We start from the raw sequence: 15,514 nt of genomic DNA on the forward strand, positions 1-15,514 counted from the left end.
TCTCGTTTCGACTTTCTAACATCACGGTACTAAACCCGGTCATTTTTAAAAGAAAATGTGTTGATAAAAAATTACAGCCAAAGGACGGCGGCCCCAAATGATTAAGCAGGATCTTATACAAAGGGTTGTTGAACGTACCGGCCTCCCGCGGACCAAAGCTGAGGCTGCCGTCGACGCCATCTTCGATAGCATGAAACAAAACCTGATTGCCGGCGACCGCATCGAACTGCGCGGTTTCGGCGTCTTCACCGTCAAACCACGTAAAACCGGTATCGGTCGCAATCCCAGAACAGGCGCTGAAGTCACCATCGCCCCTGGAAAAGCCGTCCGCTTCAAGCCCGGCAAAGAGCTTCACCTGCTCGAGTAGCACAGGGCCCCGACTCATCACATCAGATGCACGGCATCCACGTCGACAACCAGGTTCCGGCGCGCAATCCCCTGTGTCTCGGCAAATGCCAGCATGGCCCGCAGGGTCGCGCCCAGCGTTCCTCGCTGCTCCGCCTTCAGCACGAAGTGGTACCGGTAAATCCTCTTCAACCGCACGATCGGCGCGGCGGCAGGTCCCAGTACGCGGACCTTGTCCAGCCGCGTCTGTTCGAACCACCGCCCCAGCGCAGACGACCACCCCGTCGCCTCTTCGAGCTTTTCGCTCTGGATCACCACATTGGCCAGCACCGCGTTGGGCGGATAGTGCATCCACCGCCGATAGTTCATCTCCTTGGCCACAAACCCTGGATAGTCATGCTGCGACGCGAACTGAATCGCATAGTGGTCCGGATGATAGGTCTGCACCAGCACCTTGCCGCGCAGATCGCCGCGCCCCGCCCTTCCTGAGACCTGCGTCAGCAACTGGAACACACGCTCTGCCGCGCGAAAGTCCGGCAGCCCCAGCGCAAAGTCCGCACCCACCACGCCAACCAGCGTCACGCCATGAATGTCATGCCCCTTGGCGATCATCTGCGTGCCCACCAGCAGGTTGATCTCGCCCGCATGAAGCCGTGATAGCAGCCGCTCCATATCGCTGCGTCCTCGGACCGTATCGCGGTCCATGCGGCCTATTCGCGCCGCCGGAAAGATCTCCTGCAACCGTTCCTCACCCTGCTGCGATCCCGCACCCAGAAAATAAAGGTGCTCGCTCCCGCACTTGGGACAAACCTTCGGCACCGACCGCCGAAACCCGCAGTAGTGGCACTCCAGTCGCTGCCCCGGCTGCGCAATGGCATCATTGCCAGATACCGGCTTGTGATACGTCATCGAGATCGCGCAATTCTCGCACTCCACCTTGTCGCCGCAGCTTCGGCACATCACCACGAACGAGTAGCCGCGCCGGTTCAGCAGAATAATCGCCTGCTCGCCGCGGTCGAGCGTCGCCTGCGTCTCTTCAATCAATCGGCGCGAAAAAATCTGCTCCTGCCCCGTCTCTTTGAACTCTGTGCGCATGTCCACCAGCTCCACCGCAGGCAATGGGCGATCAGCGACGCGCTGCCGCATCTCCACGCGCACATAGCGCCCCTTCTCCGCATTCGCCCAGCTCTCAAGCGATGGCGTAGCCGATCCCAACACCACCGTCGCGTCGTTGAACTTCGCTCGCATCACGGCGACATCGCGGCCATGGTAGCGTGGTGTCTCCTCCTGCTTGTAGCTGGAGTCGTGCTCCTCATCGACGATGATCAGGCCGAGATTCACCATCGGCGCAAACACCGCCGACCGCGTTCCCACCACGATCCGCGCCTCGCCCCGCCGAATCCTGTGCCACTGCTCGGCACGCTCATCGGGCGTCAACTGAGAGTGCAATAGCGCCACCTCGCTGCCGAACGCTGCCACCATCTGCCCCGTCATCGCAGGCGTCAAGCCAATCTCCGGCACCAGTAGCAACGCGGACTTTCCCGCATCGAGCGCACGCTGCATCGCCGCAAAATAAACAGTCGTCTTGCCCGAGCCGGTCACGCCATACAGCAGATGCGGCGCAAACCCGCCCTTCGTCATCGCCGCCGCAATCGTCCCCAGCGCCTCCATCTGTGCTTCATTCAGGGCGTGCTCATGCGCGTGCTTCTTTCCATGCGCTCCAACGCCACCCATATGAAAATCTTCCGCGACCTCTTCCACCGTCACCAGCCCACGCTTCACCAGCGTCGCCAGCGTAGAGTCCGGCACCACAGGCAGCGTCTGTCGCAGGTCCCGCACCGGCATCCGCCCACCCACCGCAGCCAGCTCCGCCAGAATCGCCGTCTGATTCTCATTGAGCTTTGGCAGCCGCGCATCCGTCACCAGCACCGCGACCTTCTCCAGACGCCGCGCATCGCGCTCCTCTGCCACCGCCTCGCGGGTCAGCCACTTCTTGCGAACCATTCCCTCGAGCAGCGCCTTATTCGCGCTCGTAGCTGACCGCAGCGCGGACATCTTCGCCTGCTCGCCGCTCTCCAGATAGTTCAGCACCGCATACTCGCGGTTCTGCTCCTCGGGCGACAGCTTCGACCGCCGCGAAGATCCCTTCGCCGCGCCCTCGTAGAGCACCTTGCGCCCCTGCTCGGCGATCCTGTAGAAAAAGTGCCGCTTCACCTCGGCGGCCAGCGGCAGCATGCCCCGCAGCACCTCCCCCAGCGGAGCGACATAGTACGAGGCAATCCACTGCGCCAGCTTCATCAACTCATCCGGCAGCAGGGCCGCGTCATCCAGCACCTGCTGCACCGGCTTGATCTCAAATCCATCCGCAGGCGCATCCTCATGCACCCGCAGCACGACCCCCATCAACCGTTGCCCGCTGAACGGCACCAGCACCCGTGCCCCCACCACGGGAGTCACACCATTCACCGCATAGGTAAAGGTCTGGTCCAGCGGAACCGGAAGAGCGACATCGCAAAACAAGGGCATCCCTCCAGCTTAGCGGACGCGGGAAGACTCTGCGGCGGCAACGATTTTGCCGTTGCCTGTTCTCGCCAAGCAATAGGACTCACGTCATCTCGACCGAAGGCGGCGCTTTTGCCGCCGCAGCGGAGAGACCCCTGTATTTTGCTGTGCTAGCAGGGACTACGCTGGCGAAGTGGCGTTGATCAGCAACAAGCTCACCGATCCCTCGGTCGTCCGCTTGTGTGGCGTCATCCTTGGCACCACCAGCATGTCGCCCTTATTCAGCGTGATCGTCGTATGTCCTTCGGACTCGGGCGCAAGCCACTCACCCGGCTTGGTCTGCCGCGCATTCTTCGGTGTACCGCCAAGCTCGTACTGCGTCGAGCCGTCGAGCACCTGGAAGACGTGGTCGCGGTGCTGGTGATACTCGAACTCCTTCGCCGCCTTCTTTTCTTCCGCGCTGATCGTGATGGAGACGCCTACCTTCGCTGTAATCAGATCCTTCGCCGCGGGTGCTTCTTCAAGGCTCTTCACCATGCCTTCGAGCGTCGCAGCCGGAAACACCTTGAAGGTCGCAGCCTCTCCAGCCTCAGGCGCTTGCGCATGAAGCAGCGTGTCGGTTAAAGGAAGAGCAGCGGCGGCGAGGGGGGCCGTCCAGAGGAAGTTGCGGCGAGTTTGTACATTAGCCATGCCAAAAAGTGAATCATATCCAACGCTGTCACGCCAGCATGTAACCGCCTAAACGCGTTTCACCGGTTACAAGGGGCATCCTTGTAACCGGTGAGAGGGTTTATTACTGGTTACATTGTCAAAATCAGCGTGGGCTTTCCTCCTGCGGAACTTCCTGGCCCTCGCCTGGGAACGGCCATTTGCGCTCAATAGGCTGCTGCGCTTCGCGAGTCGCCTTGGGAACATTCGTGGCAATCTTCAGATTTTCCAAGAAGTGCACGCCCAGCTTGCCCGCAGTCGCAAGATCGATATCGCCATCGTGATCCAGATCTTCCGCGATGATCTGCGTTCCAATTCCCGCCGTGCCATTGACTGAAATGGCCGTCCGCGTAAAGGTTCCGGTCTTGCGATCGATTCTGTACGCATAGATGACGACGGGATCATACGACCCCGGATCGTTGCCCGAGTGCCCGCGATATCGCTTGCCCGTAATCAACACCGGCACGCCGTTGCCATCGAGATCGACCAGCTTCAGTGCATGAGACTGCGAGAAGGATTCGTCGATGGTGTGCCGCGTCCACGTCCGGTGTGCAGGCGTGCCGCCTTGCTCAAGCCAATAGACGCCATAGCTGTGTCCTTGCCCGTAGATTACGTCGGGCTTGCCATCGTTGTTGACGTCGTAGACCAGAATCGGAAACCCGGCATCGCCAAGACGCCAGTCCTGATGCCAAATCCACTTGTCATGGTCGGCGTCCACGTTCTGAAACCATCCGGTTGGCGTGAGGATGTCCGCTTTGCCGTCTCCGTTTACATCGGCAATGCCGATGCCGTGGCCGTCCTGCTCCTTGCCGCCGACGTGATGCACCTTCGGTGTTGCTCCGGAGAAGTCGACCCAGATGACGCCTGAATGGTTGTAGTGCGCGAGCGCGACATCGGGCTTGCCGTCGCCGTTGATGTCGGCAAACGCGCCGCCTTCGGTGTCGTAGCTGTCGGTGATGAAGTGCTTCTGCCACGTTGCGCCCAGCTTCTTCGGGTTCTCGTACCACCAGAGGCCGTTCGAGATCCATCCGGTGGTTACCACGTCGGGCGCGCCGTCATGGTTCACATCAATCGTCCACTCTCCGCAGTCGGAGACGAACTCATTGTGAGTTCCTACCGTGCGGTACTGGTGCTGCTTCCAATCGCCGCCATGCGGGCCGGGATTCTCATACCAGTAGGCTCCACTCAACAGATCGTCGAAGCCGTCGCCGTTCATGTCGAGCGTGCTGATGCCCTCGGCATGATCGTTGCCGAGCCGATGCGCCAGAAACGCAAGCCGCGGCTTGCCGTCCGGTCCGTTGCCCGGAGTCGGCTTGCGAAATTCGGTGGCGTGAGCCGGGTCCTGCGCCTGGGCAGCAACGCCGGCACCCATGACAAGAAGAACAGCGAGCGAAAGAGCAGTGATTCTCATAATTCTGTACCGGGGCTTTCTTTACGAAGCTGCGTTTACGATTTTCATGGTGGTGGGATTCCAATGAACGACGTTGCCCTTCTCCATGCTCAGGTTGCTGAGAAGTGCCGCTCCGGCAGCGCGGAATCCGAACACCGCATCTTCCACCACCGGCTTGCGCGTGCGCACCGAGTCGAAGAAGTTGTGGAAGTGGTCGTAGCTGTCGCTGTATCCACTCGGCGCAACAAACCGCTCCGTTCCCACCTGATGCATCGTCGTCAGGGGCTCCAGCGGATACTTCTGCCGGTACTGCGCGATGTACTCCTTCTGCATCGCGTTGGTAAAGGTGCTGACGGTATAGCCCGGCTCCTTCTCACGCGGCACGCGATTCAGGATGACGGAGTTGCCCGCAATCTCGATGGTGCCTTCCGAGCCGGTGAAAAGCAGACCTTCGCTCTCCTCGCCGCCATCGACGAAGTTGACGCGCAGGCTCAAGTTGAAGCCTTCGGCATAGTCAAACAGCGCCAGCATCACATCGGGCGCGTCACGCCCATCCTTCCAGTAGCGTATGCCTCCGGTAGCCATCGCCCGCGTCGGTCCATGGCTGCCTGTAATGAAGTGCGTCCCGCTGAAGAGATGGACAAACAGGTCGCCAGCTACGCCGCTGCCATAGGCCTTCCACTTGCGCCACTGGAAGAAGTGTTCCGGGTTCCAGGGAATCTTGGCCGCCGTTCCCTGAAAGCGCGGCCAGTCGCAGGTCTGCGTGCTGGCATCGAGCGGAACGGAATAGTCCCACGCGCCGATAGCGGAGTTTCTGTCCCACCGCGCCGTCACCATGTTCAACTGGCCGATCGCGCCCGAGGCAAGCAGCTCCTTCGCCTTCGCATAAATGATGGAGCTGACGCGCTGGCTGCCGATCTGAATGATCCGCTTGGTCGTCCGCGCTGTCTCGATGATCTCGGGGCCATCTGAATAGAGGTGAATCATCGGCTTTTCGCAATAGACGTCTTTGCCTGCGTTCATCGCATCGACCGCAGCCTGCTTATGCCAGTGGTCCGGAGTGGCGATCAATACGGCATCAATGTCTTTGCGCACCAGGATTTCGCGATAATCCCGCGTCGTAAATAAATCGTTGCCCCAAAGCTCTTTGCAGTGCGCCAGCCGGCCATCATAGCAATCCGCCACCGCCACCAGCTTCACGCCCGGCACTTGCACCGCCCATCCCGTATCGCCCTGGCCTTGAATCCCTGCGCCAATCAGCGCGAGCTGGATGTGGTCGTTGGCAGATACAGTTTGACCCGCTTCACGCGGCGCTTGTGCAAGCATGTGCATCCCGGATCCAGCCGCGGCAATACCAGCGCCAGCGGCCTTCAGAAAAGCTCTACGGTCCAGACTCGTCATAGCAGGTTTCTATCTCTTTTCACGACACAGGATTTGTCTTTCGATGGACACAAAAAACTTATGTCATCCTGGCGCTGATGTCCAGTGATTTGCAAAAATATGTTAGCGATAACATCATTGAAATATACAGCAATTTCTCTATTGATCGATCGCGCGCGCTCACAATACGAGGTCAATCAATGCCTCTCGCAATCTCTGAAAAAGAACCGCGACTCTTGAAGCGCGCGGCTGCCTTGTGTACCGTTAGCATTCGATCGATAGCTTTAGCTCAATGCAGTTCAGCACCCGAGGCGAAGCCCATGAAGAACCTGTCCATCGCAATCTGCCTTCTGCTCTTTCTCTCGCTCGGCTGCAACTCATCCCAGACGCCAACCCGTTCGTCTGACATACAACGAGCATCGTCCTCGCGGCAAGCATCGGTCACTCAAGCCACATCCGCCAACCAGCCCTTCGACTACTACCTCCTCAACTTGTCGTGGTCACCCGAGTTTTGCTACAGCCACCCTAACGCAGCCGAGTGCACGCAACACCGCGCCTTCACCCTGCACGGTCTCTGGCCGCAGAACAACACCGGCCCCTTCATCGAGAACTGCTCCAACGCATCCGGCCCAAGAGATCCCTCCGTCTATAGCGACATCTACCCTGACACGGGCTTGCTGCGCCACGAGTGGAAGACACACGGCACCTGCTCCGGCCTCGCTCCTGATGCCTTCTTCAACCTCGCCCGCCAAGCTGTGCAGAGCATTGCCATCCCCACGGAACTCACCACGCTGGATCGCCAGATCAGCATGACGCCGAACCAAATCCTTGACCTCTTCGCCAGTGCCAACCCGTCTTTCCCACGCGAGAGTCTCGCGCTGAGCTGCGGCAATAACTACCTCACCGCCATTGAAGTCTGCATGAGCAAAACTCTTCAGCCCATAGCCTGCGGCCCCATCCGAAGCTGCCGAGCCAACTCTGTGCGCATCGTACCTCCACAAAGCGGGGCTGCCAATTAGCAGGCTTCCAGCTCGGCTATGTCTTCGCTGGAGCCTTCAGCCCCATCTCCACCATCACCCTCTGCAAATCCTTCCACGCCTCGCCCTTCTGCCGAGGATCGCGCAGCAGAAACGCCGGATGATAAGTCACGGCCACCTTTGCGCCACGGCAGCTATGCCACGTTCCACGCAGCGAGGCCAGCGACTGCTTCACGCCCAGTAGATAGGTCGCAGCCGTCGCCCCCAGCGCCACAATCACCTCAGGCCGTACCACATCGATCTGCCTCACCAGAAACTGCGTGCAGGTATTGGCCTCTGCCGGCTCGGGAACGCGGTTCGCTGGCGGCCTGCACTTCACGATGTTGGCGATGTAGACCTCTTCGCGTTTCAGCCCCATCGCTCCGATCATGTTGTTCAACAACTGCCCTGCCTTACCCACGAAAGGAAGACCGGAGGCATCTTCATCCGCACCCGGTCCTTCGCCCACAAACATCAGCCGCGCGCCGGGATTGCCATCGCCAAAAACAATATTGCGTCGCCCGGCATAGGCCAGAGGGCAGCGTGTGCAATCGCCGATCTCGTCGCGAATGGCCTGCAATGCGGCCTCTCGCCCTGCCACCGGAATCGGACTCTGAGGCAACGGCGCAAGTTCATCAAAGCTGATTAATTTGGGAATGACCGGCTCCTGAAGACCATGGCTCGAAGGCGCGGCAGCAGGGGCGGCGGCAACCGTCTGCTCCGAAACCGCCGGCAAGGTTTCTGCTGCAGCAGCGATAACCGCAACCGGCTCTATCGCCTCTATCGCAACCGGTTCTCCGCGGCGATAGAAGTCATGAATCCCCATGTCGCGGAAGTATTCGACATACGCCCGCAGTTGCTGCTCTGCATCTCCAGCCATGGCTCTATGCTATCGTGTGCGCGACTAAACTACGCGATCGAGCGTCGGCTCAACCAGTTTCTCCGTCAGCACGAACTTCACATGCCCCTGTTCGATCTCGTCCTGCGCCACGCGGCAGGCCTTGGTGGACTTCGCGGCAATCAGCGGAGAAGCACCGGACTGCAACTGGCGGGCCCGTCGTGCCGCGCCTTTGACCAGGCTGTATTTGTTGTGGAATGCACTCTGATTCATCATGCGTCTCACCCCGTAAACAGAATTTACCTCAGAACGGTCGAATGTCCCAGACAACTTGTATCGGATAGTGCCACCATTATGCTCCAAAAGTCTGCAACGCGCTCTTTAGGCGCTGGGAGGCGGCGTTTGTCCGGCAGCTTTCGGCTACGGCCTGCACCCCATTCCGCTCCCCGCGTTCAAACAAAACAACGGCCCGCATCTCGGCCACGGCCTGCTCCAGCACATCGTTCACCAGCGCATATTTGTAGTCGCCAATGCGCTTCAACTCGTTGCGCGCCTCGGCCAGCCTGCCTTCGATCACCGCCTCAGAAGTGACGTGCTCGGCCACGCTACGATTTCGCAGCCGCATCTCCAGCACCTCCGGGCTCGGCGGCAGAATAAAGATCGACACCGCCTTCGGCAGCTTCTTCATCACCTGCACCGCGCCCTGCACGTCGATGTCGAGCAACAGGTCTTTGCTCGCCTCGCGTGCATGATCGAGCGCCGACATCGCCGTGCCGTAGTAGTTGCCAAAGACCTCGGCCCACTCAAGAAAATCTCCCGCCGCAACCATGCGCTCAAACTCCTCGCGGCTGGTGAAGTGATACTCGCGCCCATCCTCTTCCGATCCGCGAGGCGTGCGCGTCGTATACGAAATCGAAAAATCGAGACCCGCAACCAGCGTCCTGAGCTGGCTCACCAGCGTTGACTTCCCTGACCCCGAGGGCGCCGAAATAATAAAGAGTATGCCTGCCATTCGTTTGAAAATCCTGCCTGCGCGATGTCTATTCAGTCTATCTGCTTGTTTCTTTATTCCAGATTCTGAACCTGCTCCCGCGCCTTCTCGATCTCCGCCTTCATCTCAAGGCCAAGTTCGGTAATCCGCAGGCTGTTTCCACCTGACGCTCCGCTGGTCTTCGAGAGCATCGTATTCGCCTCGCGGTTCAACTCCTGCAACAGAAAATCCAACCGCTTGCCCACCTCTCCACCCGCGTCCAATATCCCGACAAAGTGTTCGACATGAGTGCGCAGGCGCACGATCTCTTCATCAACATCGCTCTTCTCAGCCAGCACCGCGGCCTCAGCAAGCAGGCGTTCTTCGCTCACCGAAGTGGACTGCATCAACTCTGCCAGCCGCGCGCGCAGCCGCTCGAACAGAGCATCGCGCACGCCGCTGCGCAACTCCGCTACCTCATTCGCAGACGTCAGCAGGCGCGACATCGACGCACGCAACTCGGCTGCCAGCGCTGCGCCTTCCTGTGCGCGAACCTCATTCAGCTTACCTACCAGCTCATCCAGCAGCGACAGCACTGCTTCATCGAGTCCCTGCGTCGCCTCTTCGCTGGCGCTGCTGCTCTCAGCGCTCATCAGGCCTGGAAGGCGCAGGATGGCATTCATGTCCGGCTCGCTGCTCAGGCCATGCAACGCGGAGGCCTCGCGAAACGCCTTCACGTAAGCGTCGAGCAACCCTGCGTTCAACTGGATCTGAATGTTTGCTTTCCGCTCCAGTTGCAAGGTCACGTCAACATGACCGCGCCGCAGCTTCTCCTTCAACATGCGCCGCAACTGAATCTCAAGCGCATCGCAGGACGATGGCAGCCGAAACTGCAGATCAAGAAACCTGTGGTTCACGCTCTTGATCGTCAGCGTAAAGCCAAGCTGCTCCCTCACCGAGCCGCGCAGATTCGCATACCCCGTCATCGAATACACAGCGCTCATGCAATCCCTTCCAAATCCGCCGCAGGCACAACTTCGTTCTTGCCCGGCCCACTCACATCATCTCCGCTGAATTGAAGATCATAAAGGCGTCGGTACGTTCCCGATTGCAGCAGCAGCTCTTCGTGCGGCCCCATCTCAGTAATGCGGCCATTCTCGATCACTGCAATTCTCGTCGCGCGGCGAACCGTCGAAAGCCTGTGTGCGATCACGAAGACCGTCCGCCCTTGCATTAGGTTCGCCAGCGCGGCCTGCACCAGATGCTCGCTCTCCATGTCCAAAGCGGAGGTAGCCTCATCCAAAATCAAGATCGGCGCATTCTTCAGGATCGCTCGTGCAATCGCCAGCCGCTGCCGTTCGCCGCCGCTCAGGCGAACGCCTTTCTCGCCGATCATCGTGTTGTAGCCTTCGGGCATCTTCATGATGAAGTCGTGCGCCAGCGCCATGCGCGCCGCCTCTTCCACCTTGCTGATGGGAACGTCCGGCTGGCCGTACGCGATGTTATTGCGCACCGTGTCGTTGAACAGCACCGTCTCCTGCGTCACCTTGCCAATCTGCTTTCGCAGCGAGACGATGGTCACATCGCGCAGGTCATATCCATCCAGCAATATCCGCCCTTCGTTTACATCGAAGAAGCGTGGAATCAGGTTCACCAGGGATGATTTGCCCGCTCCGCTTGGCCCTACAAACGCAAGCACCTCACCGGGCCGTACCGAGAAGTTAATGTGCTGTAGCACCTGCGTCTTTTCGCCGTCGCTTTCATAGGCAAAGCCTACCTCTTCAAAGCGAACTTCCTTGCTGAAGCCCTTGAGAACATGCGCCCGTTTCTTCTCCTGCACATCGTCCTGCGCATCCATGAATTTGAAGATGTCTTCGCTTGCTCCCAGCGCCTGCTGGAAGCTGTTGTAAAAGAGCGCGAACTTTCGCACCGGATCGTACAGCGTAAACACTGCGATCAGAAAGGTGACAAACGATCCGGCCGTCATACCACCATGAACAATTCGCTGCCTTCCCATATACAGCAAGAGCGCGATTCCCACCGATCCAAGCGCGTCCATCAAAGGAGAACTGATCGCCTGCACACTTACCGATTTCAGGTTTGCCTGAAAGAGGCGGGTGGCCGCCTTGCGAAAGCGATCGGTCTCCCACAGTTCCATTCCGAAGGCCTTCACAATTCGATTACCTGTAATCGTCTCGTGAAGAATGTTCTGGATTTCCGCCAGCTTATCCTGTCCTTTGCGCGTGGTATGGCGCACGCCGCGGCCAATGCGTCGGGCTGACGAGATGACGATCGGGACAAACAGCAGCAGGACCCAGGCCAGCTTGCCGCCGACTACAACTACTACGGCAATGGTGAAGAGCAAGGTGAAGAGTTGTTGCAGAAAATCGCTCAACACCGTCGACATGGCATACTGCACACGCTCAATGTCGTTGATCAAAGTCGAGAGCAGTGTGCCGGTGCTGTGCTTCTGAAAGAACGCGACCGAGCGCCGCAGAATCGCATCGTAGAGATCGTTGCGCAGGTCGGTAATCATGCCGAACCCGGCGTAGTTGACCAGATACGTTCCCGCGTAATCACAGACTGACTTCAACAACGCAGAGACGACCAGCGCATAAGCAACGATGGTCCATGAATTTTGAAAATGGCTGGGAACAAGAAAATTGAGATCGAGCGTCCAGGCCGTGTGCGGGATGGGAAAGTTCAGAACTCTTCTCGATGCCAGCGGACTCAATACGTTGTCGAAGATCGGCTTAACCAGTAGCAATCGAAACGCGGTCATCGCGCCCACAACCGCCATCAGCGCTACAGAGATCAGCGAGTACAGCGCATAAGGCCGTACATAGAGCAGCAATCGCCAGATGCGCCTCACGCCGCCACTCTCCCAGTCATCTTCATCGTGCTCGGCATCTCACTATTCTATTGGCTGTCTCATTTATTTCGAGTGGCTATCTCTTTTATCCCCAACCGACGATCTCTTTTTAGCGCGGCATATCCCGATGCGCCGTCTTTACCCGATAGCCCGCAGCGGTCAGCCGCTTCTTCATCTCTTCGGCGATAAACACCGACCGGTGCTGGCCACCCGTACACCCAAACGCCACCGTGAGATAGCTCTTGCCTTCCTTGATGTAGTGCGGCAAAAGAAATTTCAGCATGTCCATCGTCTTATCGAGAAACTCCGCCGTCTGCGGAAACTGCCGGACATACTTTGCCACCTTGGGGTGTTTTCCCGTCAGCTTGCGAAACTCCGGCACGAAATGTGGGTTTGGCAAAAAACGCACGTCGAATACAAGATCAGCCTCTGAAGGCACGCCATTCTTAAAGCCGAAGCTGGCGGAAGAGATCGTCAGATTTTGATCGCTCTCTTCCCGCTGAAACTGCGCGTTAATATGTGCGCGAAGTTCATGCACGTTGAACTTCGTCGTGTCGAGCACAATGTCTGCGACGTTACGAATCGGATCCAGACGCTTCCGCTCTGCGCGGATCGACTTGACCACCGTATTCGTCCTCCCCATCGGATGCGGCCGCCGCGTCTCCGAGAAGCGCCGGATCAATGCGTCCTCGTTCGCCTCCAAAAACATCACCCGTGTTGGGAGCGCCCTGCGCACGCGTTTGAGGATCGCAGGAAACTCGTCCAGCCGCATCCCCTCGCGCACGTCCACCACCAGCGCAGCTCGCTCAATCTCCGCGGACTGACGCACCAGATCAGCAAACTGGGGCACAAGTTCAAGCGGCAGATTATCCACCGAGTAATATCCAAGGTCCTCAAACGCCTTGAGCGCAGAGAGTTTTCCCGATCCCGACAATCCTGTCAGGATCACCAACTCGCCTTTGCCAGTCGTATCCGATATCTTCTTCGCAGCCTTCTTAGCAACCTTACGTGGCATGAACAAATCCTAGCATCACCACGAATTTCCCAGAAAAGCTGCGTTACGGAACCTCTATCAGCTCCATCTTCCCATCGCGCTTGCGGTGGAGAACCATCGCCTGGCCACCATGATCGCGGAACACAAAGACATCGCGATCGCGAAACGCCGCCTCTTTCACCGCTTCCTCCAGCGTCATCGGCCGCAACGCTACCCCGTCTGTCGAACGGGCAACATGAGGCTCGGTCAAAGGCGAGTGTGACGGAAACGAATGCACCAGCATCGGTACAGCCTTCCTTCCCGAGCTACTCTTCGTTGCTGTCTTGGCAGCGGCGGGCTTCGCCGCGACCATCTCTTCATCCTGTTGATCGGCGATCTTGCCGCCGGGCACGGTATCGGATTTTCCATGCCGCTTGATGGTCATCTTTTTCTTCTTGTGCCGAATCGCCTGCTGCTCGATCTTGACCAGCGCATCGCGCAGGGCCAGCACCATCTCGGTCGATTCACAGGCAGAGACCAGCTTCTGGTTTCTCGTCTGGATCGTCACCTCGGCCTTCTGCCGATACTTGTCCGTCGCCAAAATCACATGCACATTGCCTGCATTACCGAGGATCTTTACAATCCGGGCCAATCCCGCTTCGGTCTGCAATTTCAACTTCTTCGTAATGGTTGCCTGTCTGCCCGTGTACTCAACATCCATATCGATTACCTCGTCTTCTGTTCGATGCGGTCAGCGGACACGACGTTGGTGCGTACTCGGAATCTGCATGTCTTCGCGATACTTCGCCACCGTCCGCCGCGTCACCTGGATTCCCTGCTTCTGCAACTCAGCCGCCAGTTGGTCATCCGTCAGCGGCTTGCGTTCGTCTTCGTCTTCAATCAGCTTCTTCACTTTCCGCTTCAACAGCACCAGCGGCAGGTCTCCACCTTCAGGTCCATTCACTCCTTCCGAAAAGAAGAACCGTAATTCAAACACACCCTGCGGCGTATGCACATATTTATTTGCGACCGCGCGGCTCACCGTCGAAGGATGCACCCCGATCTCTTCGGCTACCTCTTTGATCATCATCGGCTTGAGCGCATTGACCCCATGTTCCAGAAACTCCGTCTGCCGCCTGACGATCACATCGCAGGTGCGCACAATCGTATTCTTCCGCTGCTCGATATTTCGCAGCAGTTGAATCGCCGACTTGTACCGCTCCTTCACGTACTCCTTCACTTCTTTTTCCGTCTGTTTCTGCTGCAACATCTTCCGGTAGCTCTGGTTCAGCCGAAGCGTAGGCATGTCCTCTTCGTTCATCAGCACGATGTACTGGTCATCGCGCTTCACAAATGCGACGTCTGGCTCAATCAGCCGTGCTTCGCTCTGGTTGTAGCGCTGTCCGGGGCGAGGGTCCAGCGTGCGGATGAACTCAACCGCCGCCTGCACCTCCTCCGCGGTGCGGCTGCAGCTTCGCGTCAACTCGCGCATGTCTTTCTTCTGCAACAGGGCCAGGCAATGCGTCACGATATGGTTCGCAATACTGAAGACATCGGCGCGCCCGGCATCGTCGACCGGTGCCGAGGATTCCTCGGTTACCGCAGAATCCTCATCGCCATCGGCAGGATGATCGATCGCCATCTGCCTTCGACGTAACACAATGGCCGCTTCGCCCTGCTGCGCGGAGATCTGGATCAGCAGGCATTCACGAAGGTCCCTGGCGCCCACTCCGATCGGATCGAGATAATTGACGATCGATTGCGCCTCCTGAATCACTGCCAGCAATGTCTCTTGTCGTGCACTCTCGACATCGGCTGCCGCGGCAATCTCAATCTCTCCTTCGTGCGCTTCGTCGTTGCCGGTTTCCTCTGCCTGCGAACGAGCTACCTTCATTTTTAAGCCGCGCTCGAATGGAATCGGGCCCGACCAAACCGGACTTTTGAACTGTGCCAGCCCCTCCATCAGCTCTTCGTCGCTGGCGGTAAGATAGCCGTTCTCATTCAGATTGCCGACGACCAGCTCCGCCGCCGCTCGCACCTCAGGCGGCAAGGTTAGCGAGCCAAGCTGCCACAGCAGATGGTCGCTCAGCGTACTCGGCTGAGAAAGAAAGTTCTCGAACGATGGCTTGTCATACTCCTCGAAGTTCGAAGCCGTCCGAAATCCAGGATCGAGATAGTCCTGAAAGTAGCTCCCGAAGTCGATCTCGTCGAAGGGATCTTTCTCCACCCGCTCGCTCGCCGCCGCTACCTCTTCGGCAGAACGTTCGCGGTCACCTTCGATCCCTGACCGCTCTTCGAGCGAGACCGCCGACTCCTCAAGCTCTTCCAACACCGGGTTTTCCACCATCTCGGTGTTGATCATCTCCCTCAACTCAAGCTTGTTCAGCGCCAACACGCTGACCATCTGCACCAGCCCAGGCGTCAGTACCTGGCGTTGCGAGACCTTCATACTCAGCTTGGGTTGCAGCAGCAAATCTTAACCTCTCATACTTGGCATGCGATAAATTCTGTACCAGCGGT

General features: G+C 58.5%; 14 protein-coding genes. 2 read left to right on the forward strand and 12 right to left on the reverse strand.

Annotated elements, in window-relative coordinates:
* Positions 1–97: 97 nt before the first annotated feature.
* Positions 98–367 carry an HU family DNA-binding protein gene (locus GSQ81_RS04320; protein ID WP_121472085.1) on the forward strand — a complete coding sequence of 90 codons (270 nt, stop codon included), beginning with the start codon at positions 98–100 and terminating at the stop codon, positions 365–367.
* A 17-nt stretch (positions 368–384) separates the two neighbouring features.
* Here the strand turns inward: GSQ81_RS04320 and priA are convergent, their stop codons facing one another.
* The 4 genes from priA to GSQ81_RS04340 all read right to left on the reverse strand — a co-directional run bounded on the left by priA (position 385) and on the right by GSQ81_RS04340 (position 6,346).
* The gene (gene priA / locus GSQ81_RS04325; RefSeq protein WP_158909455.1) at positions 385–2,871 is read right to left on the reverse strand and encodes a primosomal protein N'; all 2,487 of its coding nucleotides are present in this window, start codon (positions 2,869–2,871) and stop codon (positions 385–387) included.
* 156 nt (positions 2,872–3,027) lie between these two features.
* Positions 3,028–3,537, reverse strand: coding sequence for a hypothetical protein (locus tag GSQ81_RS04330; protein ID WP_158909456.1), 510 nt, complete (start codon positions 3,535–3,537; stop codon positions 3,028–3,030).
* A 124-nt stretch (positions 3,538–3,661) separates the two neighbouring features.
* Positions 3,662–4,966, reverse strand: coding sequence for a VCBS repeat-containing protein (locus GSQ81_RS04335; RefSeq protein ID WP_158909457.1), 1,305 nt, complete (start codon positions 4,964–4,966; stop codon positions 3,662–3,664).
* 21 nt (positions 4,967–4,987) lie between these two features.
* On the reverse strand, positions 4,988–6,346 hold the full coding sequence (locus tag GSQ81_RS04340; RefSeq protein ID WP_158909458.1) for a Gfo/Idh/MocA family protein: 1,359 nt from the start codon (positions 6,344–6,346) through the stop codon (positions 4,988–4,990).
* A 299-nt stretch (positions 6,347–6,645) separates the two neighbouring features.
* Here GSQ81_RS04340 and GSQ81_RS04345 point away from each other — a divergent pair, with 299 nt between their 5' ends.
* Entirely contained in the window at positions 6,646–7,344 is a 699-nt protein-coding gene (locus GSQ81_RS04345) for a ribonuclease T2 (protein ID WP_158909459.1), read from the forward strand.
* Positions 7,345–7,360: 16 nt separating this feature from the next.
* Here the strand turns inward: GSQ81_RS04345 and GSQ81_RS04350 are convergent, their stop codons facing one another.
* From GSQ81_RS04350 to rpoN, 8 genes are all read right to left on the reverse strand, one after another.
* Positions 7,361–8,221 (reverse strand): uracil-DNA glycosylase, encoded by an 861-nt coding sequence (locus GSQ81_RS04350; RefSeq protein WP_158909460.1) that lies wholly within the window; start codon positions 8,219–8,221, stop codon positions 7,361–7,363.
* 24 nt (positions 8,222–8,245) lie between these two features.
* Positions 8,246–8,455, reverse strand: coding sequence for a DNA-directed RNA polymerase subunit omega (gene rpoZ, locus GSQ81_RS04355; protein ID WP_158909461.1), 210 nt, complete (start codon positions 8,453–8,455; stop codon positions 8,246–8,248).
* 76 nt (positions 8,456–8,531) lie between these two features.
* A complete protein-coding gene (gene gmk / locus GSQ81_RS04360) occupies positions 8,532–9,191 on the reverse strand; it encodes a guanylate kinase (RefSeq protein WP_158909462.1) in 660 nt (219 codons plus the stop codon).
* A gap of 53 nt (positions 9,192–9,244) precedes the next feature.
* Positions 9,245–10,153: a YicC/YloC family endoribonuclease gene (locus tag GSQ81_RS04365; RefSeq protein WP_158909463.1), complete on the reverse strand. Its 909-nt coding sequence runs from the start codon at positions 10,151–10,153 to the stop codon at positions 9,245–9,247.
* Positions 10,150–12,021 carry an ABC transporter ATP-binding protein gene (locus GSQ81_RS04370; protein ID WP_174237931.1) on the reverse strand — a complete coding sequence of 624 codons (1,872 nt, stop codon included), beginning with the start codon at positions 12,019–12,021 and terminating at the stop codon, positions 10,150–10,152. Before GSQ81_RS04370 ends, GSQ81_RS04365 begins: the two co-directional genes overlap by 4 nt.
* A 109-nt stretch (positions 12,022–12,130) precedes the next feature.
* Positions 12,131–13,036, reverse strand: coding sequence for an RNase adapter RapZ (gene rapZ, locus GSQ81_RS04375; protein ID WP_158909464.1), 906 nt, complete (start codon positions 13,034–13,036; stop codon positions 12,131–12,133).
* A gap of 43 nt (positions 13,037–13,079) precedes the next feature.
* Positions 13,080–13,715, reverse strand: a complete 636-nt coding sequence (gene hpf / locus GSQ81_RS04380; protein ID WP_158909465.1) for a ribosome hibernation-promoting factor, HPF/YfiA family — start codon at positions 13,713–13,715, stop codon at positions 13,080–13,082.
* A gap of 30 nt (positions 13,716–13,745) precedes the next feature.
* Complete coding sequence (rpoN, locus tag GSQ81_RS04385; protein ID WP_158909466.1) at positions 13,746–15,467, reverse strand: RNA polymerase factor sigma-54; 1,722 nt, start codon at positions 15,465–15,467, stop codon at positions 13,746–13,748.
* Positions 15,468–15,514: the final 47 nt, after the last annotated feature.

The sequence above is a fragment of the Granulicella sp. L56 genome (genome assembly GCF_009765835.1).
In the GTDB taxonomy this organism is placed as follows: Bacteria; Acidobacteriota; Terriglobia; order Terriglobales; family Acidobacteriaceae; genus Edaphobacter.

Coding starts and splice junctions, on each gene's coding strand:
- GSQ81_RS04320 (WP_121472085.1), top strand. CDS start 98: ATGATTAAGCAGGATCTTATACAAAGGGTTGTTGAACGTACCGGCCTC.
- priA (WP_158909455.1), bottom strand. CDS start 2,871: ATGCCCTTGTTTTGCGATGTCGCTCTTCCGGTTCCGCTGGACCAGACC.
- GSQ81_RS04330 (WP_158909456.1), bottom strand. CDS start 3,537: ATGGCTAATGTACAAACTCGCCGCAACTTCCTCTGGACGGCCCCCCTC.
- GSQ81_RS04335 (WP_158909457.1), bottom strand. CDS start 4,966: ATGAGAATCACTGCTCTTTCGCTCGCTGTTCTTCTTGTCATGGGTGCC.
- GSQ81_RS04340 (WP_158909458.1), bottom strand. CDS start 6,346: ATGACGAGTCTGGACCGTAGAGCTTTTCTGAAGGCCGCTGGCGCTGGT.
- GSQ81_RS04345 (WP_158909459.1), top strand. CDS start 6,646: ATGAAGAACCTGTCCATCGCAATCTGCCTTCTGCTCTTTCTCTCGCTC.
- GSQ81_RS04350 (WP_158909460.1), bottom strand. CDS start 8,221: ATGGCTGGAGATGCAGAGCAGCAACTGCGGGCGTATGTCGAATACTTC.
- rpoZ (WP_158909461.1), bottom strand. CDS start 8,455: ATGATGAATCAGAGTGCATTCCACAACAAATACAGCCTGGTCAAAGGC.
- gmk (WP_158909462.1), bottom strand. CDS start 9,191: ATGGCAGGCATACTCTTTATTATTTCGGCGCCCTCGGGGTCAGGGAAG.
- GSQ81_RS04365 (WP_158909463.1), bottom strand. CDS start 10,153: ATGAGCGCTGTGTATTCGATGACGGGGTATGCGAATCTGCGCGGCTCG.
- rapZ (WP_158909464.1), bottom strand. CDS start 13,036: ATGCCACGTAAGGTTGCTAAGAAGGCTGCGAAGAAGATATCGGATACG.
- hpf (WP_158909465.1), bottom strand. CDS start 13,715: ATGGATGTTGAGTACACGGGCAGACAGGCAACCATTACGAAGAAGTTG.